The sequence below is a fragment of the Clostridium sp. genome (assembly GCF_016650095.1).
In the GTDB taxonomy this organism is placed as follows: domain Bacteria; phylum Bacillota; class Clostridia; order Clostridiales; family Clostridiaceae; genus Clostridium_AD.
This window is the reverse complement of record NZ_JAENWL010000182.1, coordinates 1-7,096: the sequence shown is the minus strand read 5'-3', so window position 1 is coordinate 7,096 and position 7,096 is coordinate 1. Positions and strand designations below refer to the sequence as shown.

At 31.6% G+C, this 7,096-nt stretch carries 4 protein-coding genes; all 4 read right to left on the bottom strand.

The features are described 5' to 3' along the window. Positions 1 to 146: 146 nt before the first annotated feature. Entirely contained in the window at positions 147 to 2,579 is a 2,433-nt protein-coding gene (locus tag JJE11_RS11375) for a glycogen/starch/alpha-glucan phosphorylase (protein ID WP_291635669.1), read from the bottom strand. Positions 2,580 to 2,685: 106 nt separating this feature from the next. Next, positions 2,686 to 4,119, bottom strand: coding sequence for a glycogen synthase GlgA (gene glgA, locus JJE11_RS11370; RefSeq protein WP_291635667.1), 1,434 nt, complete (start codon positions 4,117 to 4,119; stop codon positions 2,686 to 2,688). A gap of 96 nt (positions 4,120 to 4,215) precedes the next feature. Further along, positions 4,216 to 5,328, bottom strand: a complete 1,113-nt coding sequence (gene glgD / locus JJE11_RS11365; protein WP_291635665.1) for a glucose-1-phosphate adenylyltransferase subunit GlgD — start codon at positions 5,326 to 5,328, stop codon at positions 4,216 to 4,218. Between the two features lie 18 nt (positions 5,329 to 5,346). After that, entirely contained in the window at positions 5,347 to 6,501 is a 1,155-nt protein-coding gene (locus JJE11_RS11360) for a glucose-1-phosphate adenylyltransferase (RefSeq protein ID WP_291635663.1), read from the bottom strand. Positions 6,502 to 7,096: the final 595 nt, after the last annotated feature.

Genomic DNA, 7,096 nt, shown 5'->3' with positions numbered 1-7,096 from the left:
TTTCACTAACTACCATCTTACAACATTTTTTTCTCTTAATCAACATTTTTCTCGCCGAATACACCTGTATTTTAAGAAATGATTAATTAAGGCACATCCAAATAAATAGCAAGCAATATGCTAGTTATTTGGATATGCCTATATACTTATATTTCGATACTAACTGGTGGTGTAGTCCAAATTTCTTTAGCATATTTCCTTATAGTGTTATCACTTGAAAAGATGCCGGACTTCGCAATATTTGTAATGGACATTTGTTGCCAAATAGATTTTTGTCTATATAGTCTATCAATTTCACCATGAGCCTTTACATAAGAATCAAAATCCTTAAGTACAAAATACTCATCATTATGCGATAACAAGCTATCGTATATACTTATAAATTCCATATTATGAGTTTTTAAAAATCCATTTATGAGTTGATTTACTACAGTATTTACTCTTCCATCGTTATTATATATATCATAAGAGCAGTAGTTTCTATTCTTGTAATACTCTATTACCTCTTGCGATGTTAGCCCAAATAGTATAATATTTTTTTCCCCAACTGCATCAAATATTTCTACATTAGCACCATCTAACGTTGCTATTGTTATGGCGCCATTCATCATGAATTTCATGTTGCCAGTTCCAGAAGCCTCTTTAGATGCAGTGGAAATCTGTTCACTAACATCAGCACAAGGAATAATTTCCTCAGCTAGTGACACTCCATAGTTCTCAAGGAATACTATCTTTATTTTATCGCGAGCTATAGGATCATTATTTATCTTATCAGCTAAAGTATTTATAAGTTTAATAGTTTGTTTTGCTATATAGTAACTTGGTGAAGCCTTAGCCCCAAATATAAACGTTCTTGGAACCATATCTAAATTAGGATTCTCAAGAATCTGATTATATAAATGCATTATATGAAGTACATTTAAAGTTTGTCTTTTGTAGGAATGCATTCTTTTTACATGAACATCGAATATGGAACTCGGATCAATTGCGGTGCCACAGTTTTTTAACAAATAATTCGAGAAATTTATCTTGTTGTTTGTTTTTATATTGTGCGCTTTCTCTTGAAAAGCAGTATCACCCGCAAACTCCATTAATTTACTCAGCTCATTTGGAGACTTTATCCACGTGTCACCTATAGTTTCTGTTATAAGATCTGCCAGCTTTTCGTTAGAATTTAATAACCATCTTCTATGTGTTATACCATTAGTTTGATTATTAAATTTTTCTGGGAAGAATTCATAAAAATCAGCTAATTCTTGGTGCTTTAATAATTCTGTGTGCAATTTTGCAACCCCATTGACAGAATGACTTCCTGCAATAGCCAGATATGCCATCCTTATATAACCATTATAAATAATAGACATTTTATTAACTTTATTCCAATCACCATTATACCTATGATAGACTTCATTACAAAAACGTCTATTTATTTCTTCTATAAGCATATAACTACGTGGAAGTAATTCTTTAAACATTTCTACAGGCCATTTTTCTAGTGCTTCTGCCATAATTGTATGGTTAGTGTAGGCCATAGTATTCGTTGTAATGTTCCATGCCAAGTCCCAAGATAAGTTTTCCTCATCCACTAATAATCGCATTAGTTCAGCCACAGCCACAGCCGGGTGGGTATCGTTTATCTGCACCGCCACATGCTTATGAAACTGGGCAAGTGGGATTTTCATTTTCTTGTAACTTTTTAAAATGCTTTGTAATCCAGCACTCACAAAGAAATACTCTTGTTTGAGCCTTAGTAATTTACCTTTTTCGTAGCTATCATCTGGATATAAAACTTGTGAAATAGCCTCCACTGAATATTTATCTTCACTTGCTTTTGCATAGTCTCCTTGGCTAAAGGATGAGAAATCAAAGTCTTCCTCCATAGTCTCTGCACTCCAAAGTCTTAATGTGTTTACAGTATTATTCTTATACCCTTGGATTGGAGTATCATAGGGTACTGCTTTCACTGCTTGATAATTTTCATGGATGACTTCTGTTTTCCCATTTTCTTCATTTAGATGTACTTCCCCACCAAATCTCACTTGCACAGACTTACTTTCTTTTCTTATTTCCCAAGCATTTCCATCTTTTAGCCAATTATCAGGGACTTCTACTTGGTAACCATTTTCTATTTTCTGTTTGAATAGTCCATATTTATACCTTATACCGCAACCATGACCAGGAATTTCAGTAGATGCCATAGAGTCCAAGAAACATGCAGCTAGTCTCCCAAGTCCACCATTACCAAGGCCAGCATCTACCTCTATATTTTCTATCTCATTCAAACTAGTTCCGAGTTCACTAAGCACTTCCTCGCAAATATCCCTAATACCTAAATTAACTAAATTACTATTTAACAATCTTCCTACTAAGAACTCCATAGAAAAATAATACACTTGTTTTCCTTTATTTTCCCCATAGTCTTTATTAGTTTCTATCCAAGCTTTAGTACAATAACCTTTTATTAATGCACCTAAAGCAAAGTATTTATGCAAAGGTGATGCATCCAATGCATCCTCTGCAAACATATTCTGCAATTTTTCTAAATAGTTTATCTTAAATGTTTTCTTATCTATTAGCATAACATTCACCACCTAGCAATTTTTATATATACATTACATGTTAGACACAAAAATAAATAATAATTCAAAATACCAAAAATATATTTATTCTCATGTTTAAAAAAATTTACTCTATCATATCACTATATAAATTCATGTAGTTTTTAGCTGAATTTTCCCAACTATTATTTGAGAGCATAGCACTTTGAACTAATTTATCCCAGGCAGTTTTGTCTTTATATAAATCTAGAGCACCATTTACCGTATCTAATAATTCTTGACTACTATAATTGGTAAAAGAAAAACCATTCCCACTACCAGTATATTTATTATATGGAATAATGGTGTCCTTTAGCCCACCAGTTTCTCGAACTATTGGAATACTTCCATATTTTAAGGCTATAAGCTGACCGATACCACAAGGTTCAAATAACGATGGCATCAAGAACATATCTGAAGCAGCATATATTTGCTGTGCTAGTTCTTCATTAAAAACGATGTTTGTTGATATCCTACTTGGGTAAATAGACGCATAATATTGAAATATATCTTCATAATATCCGTCACCATTACCCAGGAGCACTATTTGAATAGGTAGGCTAAGTAATTCTTGGAGTTTATCAACAATCAAATCTAAGCCCTTTTGCTTAACTAGTCTTGTCACAATGCCAATAAGTGGCATATCTTTATCTACGGCAAAACACAGTTTCTCTTGAAGCTTTAATTTGTTTTTGACCTTTAGTTCTCTAGTTTTTACATCATAATTATAAAATATTCTTTTATCCACTTTAGGACTGTAGAGACCATAATCTATACCATTTACTATGCCATGTAGATTTTCAGATTTTGAAGATAACAAACCGTCTAGTGCTTCCCCATAAAATGGCGTTTGAATCTCCTTAGCATATGTTTCACTTACGGTAGTTACTTCATCTGAGAAAACAATTCCACCCTTCATAAATGATATAGCATCATAAAATTTAAGTGCATCATCACTAAAATAACCCTCATCTAAATTTAATAAATCACCCAATATTTCTTTTGGAAATATTCCTTGATATTTTAAATTGTGAATAGTGAACACACTTTTTATTTTATTATACCTATTATCATAACCATAATCATCTTTAAGTAGTGCTGGAACAATCCCACAGTGCCAATCATTACAATGAATTATATCTGGAACAAAATCTCCCATGTATTTTATAGATTCTAGTATTGCTTTTGAGAAGTAAGAAAATCTCTCACCATCATCTGCACATCCATATATCTCATATCTACCAAAATAATCTTGATTATCTATAAAATAATATGGTACTTCATCATAAGTCAGATATTGTAGTCCACAATACTTATTTCTCCATCCAACACTCACGTTAAAGCTAGCTACAGTTTCCATACAATTTTTAAAAGACAATGGAATTTGACTATATTTAGGTATAATTACTCTTGCATCAATACCGAGTTTTCTTAAAGCTTTAGGTAATGCATATGCCACATCCGCAAGGCCCCCAGTTTTTATAAAAGGATAAGCTTCAGAAGCCACAAATAATATTTTCATACTAACCCTCCCTTAGGCATAAACGAATAACAAGTCAAGATTCTAGCCTATTTATTTTCGTGTGCCTTATTTATTTTCTTGTGTCTTAGTTATTTGTTATTCTAATCGACATTTTTTTTCTATAACCACTGGGAAATCTTCATCCCCCATTAACACTGTATTTTCACTTATAACAGTATTTTTATCAATTATAACATTGGTTAGTTTGCACCCCTTATTGATTTTACAATTTTCGAATATTATGCAATTCTTAACTTCTGCATCTTCCTCTACAATTACCCTTCTTGAAACTATACTATTCTCTATACTGCCCTTCAAAATACATCCGTTGGATATAAGTGCATTATTAACTATTGATCCATTAACATATTTAGTAGGGGCACCATCTTTACTCTTTGTATATATTAACCCATTGTTGAAAAATAATTCCTTGGTTACTTTACCATTAAGCATTTCCATACTAGCTTTATAATAATTTTTTATAGAACTAATGCATTGAAGGTGTCCTTTAAACTCATACGCGTTTACATTAAATTCTGGTATCATACTACAAATAGCTTCTTTTATTGAATTATGATATCCTGTCTGAATGCACTTATTTATTATAGTTATGAGAGTGCTTTTTTTCATTATGAACATTTCCATTGATATATTTAGTTTTTCCTCTACTCCTATGTTTTTTCCGATACTCAAAACTCTATTTTCTTCACTGATGTATAAAGTATTACAATTTACAAAATGCTTCTTACCACTATTTGTTTTTTTGTATAATACGGTAATATCACTACCTGATTCCTCATGATACTTAGCAGCCTCAATGTAATCCATGTTACATAACATGTAGGATGGAGATATTATTACATAATCCTGCTTCGTCCTGTAAATATATTCCATATTATCTCTTAATATGTCTATATCACTTAATTGCGATCTTTCCGAAGTAAGATTGAATAAAAATAGTCCATTTATTTTCCTATTTAAATCCCAAGGCTCCCCTGAACCTAAATGATCCACTAAGGATCTAGATTTTGTATTAGTAAATATACCTATATTATGAATACCCGAATTAATCATATTTGAAAGCACAAAATCAATTACTCTGTATCTTCCTCCTATCGGAATAGATGCTATCGGTCTTGATTTCGTAAGACTTTTAATACTATCCTCTTGTTCATTTAACATTAATATTCCTATATAATTTTTAAGCATACTATCACCTCCACAATTTTATAGATTAGTTAATATCTTCGAATCAACTTTAACTTCGCGTCCTTCTTCTATAACAATAATATCTTCTCCATTACCAATATGGGAATTACGTCTTATAATTGCATTGCTTCCTATAATGGCTTTGTCTATAACCACATTATTTCCTATTTTAGTATTAGGTAGAATAACCGAATTAGTTATTTTACTGTTTTTTCCTACATGTACGCCTTGGAAAAGCACACAATTGGTTACTTCACCAAAAACGGTACAGCCTTCATTGAGAACTGTATTATTAATACTCGCGGCAGGTCCGATATATTGTGGTGGTCTCATAGTATTGACTGTATATATTCTCCATTCAGGGTCATACATATCAAGTCCATTATCATCATCCAATAAATCCATATTAGCTTCCCAAAAACTTTCTATAGTACCAACATCTCTCCAATATCCTTTAAATGGATACGCGTATAGCTTCTGATCGTTTTTGATCATTTTTGGTATTATATTTTTCCCAAAGTCATTATCCGAATTTTTATCAAGGTTGTCCTCTTTTAAAAGTTGTCTAAGAGCGGACCACTTAAAAATATAAACACCCATAGATGCTAAATTACTTTTAGGCTTCTTTGGCTTTTCATCAAATTCATAAATAGTATTATCCGCGCGGGTGTTCATCATTCCAAATCTATATGCCTCTTCTAGCGGCACTTCTAATACTGCAATAGTAACATCAGCACCTTTTTCTTTATGATAATCTAGCATTTCCGAATAATCCATCTTATAAATATGGTCTCCTGATAAAATAAGCACATACTCTGGGTCAAGGCTATCAATGTAATTTGTATTTTGATATATGGCATCAGCTGTGCCATTGTACCAGTTGCCTCCATCTTCACTCTGATAAGGGGCAAGCATAGTCACGCCACCATTTCTCCTGTCTAAATCCCAAGGTGAACCTATGCCTATATGAGCATTCAGCACCAGTGGTTGGTATTGAGTAAGTACTCCTACTGTATCTATATTAGAATTAGAACAATTACTTAAAGAAAAATCTATAATTCTATACTTTCCTCCAAAGGGAACTGCCGGCTTCGCTATCATTTTCGTTAATTGCTTTAGCCTCGACCCCTGACCTCCTGCCAATATCATAGCTATCATTTCTTTTTTTATCATGCTGTTCTCTCCTTTCTAAACCTAAACTAATTTAAATATATGCTAGTTCTTAATAAAGTAAATTTGTCCAACTCCATTAGTTTATGGAGGGTCAGAAACAATATAGAAAATTTCCACAAGTTGTATTTTTTATAATGTTATTTACATTTACAATATTTCTAACAATTATACCATATAAGAATAGAAAAAAATGGTGAAAATTGCGAATTTTAAATTATTTCATTTTATTTTGATTGCATTGTGTATTTACATAATTTTTGTATGTATTTTTGTAGCTATGTGAAATATTTGTCCAAATAAATAAAACGAATATCTCATGAAAGATTGTATATAAATTAAATAGATTCTTTATTAAAAAAATAGTGTATACTAATAGAGATCAGGTCTAAAAATTCACATTTTATTCATTTTAATTCAACATTATGTTAGTAACATTTTAACAAGTCAGGGAGGCTATTATATGGAAAAACTAGCTATGTCAGCTAAATTCAAATTTATGATGTTACTTATACGTACATCCCTTATATCACACAGGAAAAATATACTTAAAGTAACTTTTTCTATTCTTATAGTTTTTTTGATTTATTTTGAAGGT

What these genes read in the sequence shown, in the direction of transcription:
- JJE11_RS11375 (WP_291635669.1), bottom strand. Translation starts at nt 2,579, where the DNA reads ATGCTAATAGATAAGAAAACATTTAAGATAAACTATTTAGAAAAATTG.
- JJE11_RS11360 (WP_291635663.1), bottom strand. Translation starts at nt 6,501, where the DNA reads ATGATAAAAAAAGAAATGATAGCTATGATATTGGCAGGAGGTCAGGGG.
- glgD (WP_291635665.1), bottom strand. Translation starts at nt 5,328, where the DNA reads ATGCTTAAAAATTATATAGGAATATTAATGTTAAATGAACAAGAGGAT.
- glgA (WP_291635667.1), bottom strand. Translation starts at nt 4,119, where the DNA reads ATGAAAATATTATTTGTGGCTTCTGAAGCTTATCCTTTTATAAAAACT.